The sequence below is a fragment of the Collinsella sp. HCP28S3_B9 genome (assembly GCF_052066095.1).
Lineage (GTDB): Bacteria > Actinomycetota > Coriobacteriia > Coriobacteriales > Coriobacteriaceae > Collinsella.
This window is the reverse complement of record NZ_JBQHST010000062.1, coordinates 1-1,428: the sequence shown is the minus strand read 5'-3', so window position 1 is coordinate 1,428 and position 1,428 is coordinate 1. Positions and strand designations below refer to the sequence as shown.

At 67.6% G+C, this 1,428-nt stretch carries 2 protein-coding genes; both read right to left on the bottom strand.

Features of this window, described 5'->3' with window-relative positions; translation table 11 throughout:
* Positions 1-43: 43 nt before the first annotated feature.
* Positions 44-241, bottom strand: a complete 198-nt coding sequence (locus ACTNBB_RS09050; RefSeq protein ID WP_117744010.1) for a type II toxin-antitoxin system RelB/DinJ family antitoxin — start codon at positions 239-241, stop codon at positions 44-46.
* Positions 242-287: 46 nt separating this feature from the next.
* Positions 288-1,343: an IS1595 family transposase gene (locus ACTNBB_RS09045; protein ID WP_441057983.1), complete on the bottom strand. Its 1,056-nt coding sequence runs from the start codon at positions 1,341-1,343 to the stop codon at positions 288-290.
* Between the last annotated feature and the right edge of the window lie 85 nt (positions 1,344-1,428).

The following is a 1,428-nucleotide window of genomic DNA, read 5'->3' as shown; positions in this document are numbered from 1 at the left end:
TTTAAGGCTCTGTTAGACCAGGATTGACATGCCGACCTGCCGGCTAACTCGCCGTCTCCTCGTCGGGCGCCGGCGTCTTGACCCTCATCTCGAACGGCATCCCGCCCTCTCGGACGAGCGCCCTGAGGAACGCGTTGACGGCGGTGGACATGGACAGGCCGAGCTCGTCCAGGATGGCCGTGGCCTCCCTCTTGACCTCCGGGTCGATGCGGATCGTCGTGGCCGGTATGTTCGACGGCATGGCCTCACCCCTCCTCGTGTATCGCGGTGCGACCATTCTACCGCCTCTATGCGGCGGGCGCGGCCCAGTAGTCCATGTAGGGCGGCTCCACGTTGAACATGTCGCGGACGCGGCTCCTGCAGACGCCGTGCGCGAGCTGCCGCGCGACCGTGCGCCCGGCGGCGCCGGAATCGGTCGCCATGAAGGTCCGGCACCACCTGAACCAGGCGAGGTAGGCGTCGAGGTGCTTCGTCGACACGCCCTTGAACGGCTCCATGAAGGCGCCGAGGAGCGAGTGGACGGTGTTGACCCGGTTGATGGTCCCCCCGGAGCGGTCCTTGGGGTCGTAGGCCGCGTGCGCGGCGACCTCGAGCTCGGCGAGGACTCCGACGTAGGCGGCCGCCCTGTCGGTCGCGACGACCGAGCCGGCCGCGATGCGGCCCCTCAGCGCGTCCATGGCGCGCTCCCTCGAAAGGGCGCCCCGCCCCGTGACCTCGAGGAACGTCTCGTTCGAGTCGTTCACGCCGGTCATGACGCAGATCCGCTCGCGCGACAGCCCGCGTCTGTGCACCTGCTTGCCGCGATGCCGGGAGGGGCGCGGCATCGTGAACGACCCCTTCGCGTGGTTGCCCTTGAACGACTCGGGGAAATAGGTCTCGTCGAGCTCGCAGCCGCAGCCCCGCTCGACCCTGAACGAGGGGGAGTAGGCCGAGAGGCACTCGATCAGCCTGTGGCGCATGGTGTAGGCGGTCTTGAGGCAGACGCGGCAGCGCCTCGCGCATTCGCGCAGGGGCAGCATGAGCACGAAGCACTCGGCGTAGGCCATCCAGGTCTCCTTCGGGAGCTTGCTCGTCCCCAGGATGCGCTCGCTGCCCATGCCGAAGGTCCTGCCGCAGCCCCGGCAGAGGTAGCGCTGCTCGCCGTTCTTCGATTTGCCCTTCTTCACGACCGCGGCGGACCCGCAGCGCGGGCAGCGTTCGATTTCGTAGGCGGAGCCGGCCGCGTCGTCGAACGCCGCCGCGCGGATCACGTCCCTGACGGACTCGATAGCGCGGCGGCGCTCGGTCTTGCTGAGGTTCGCCATGCCCTTCTTGAAGTTGAGGACCAGGTCTTCGGCGTTCATGCTGCCCCCATCATCGCGGTCTACGGGGTCAACGATATGGCACCGTGGGGACACATGTATGTCAATCCTGGTCTAACAGAGCCTT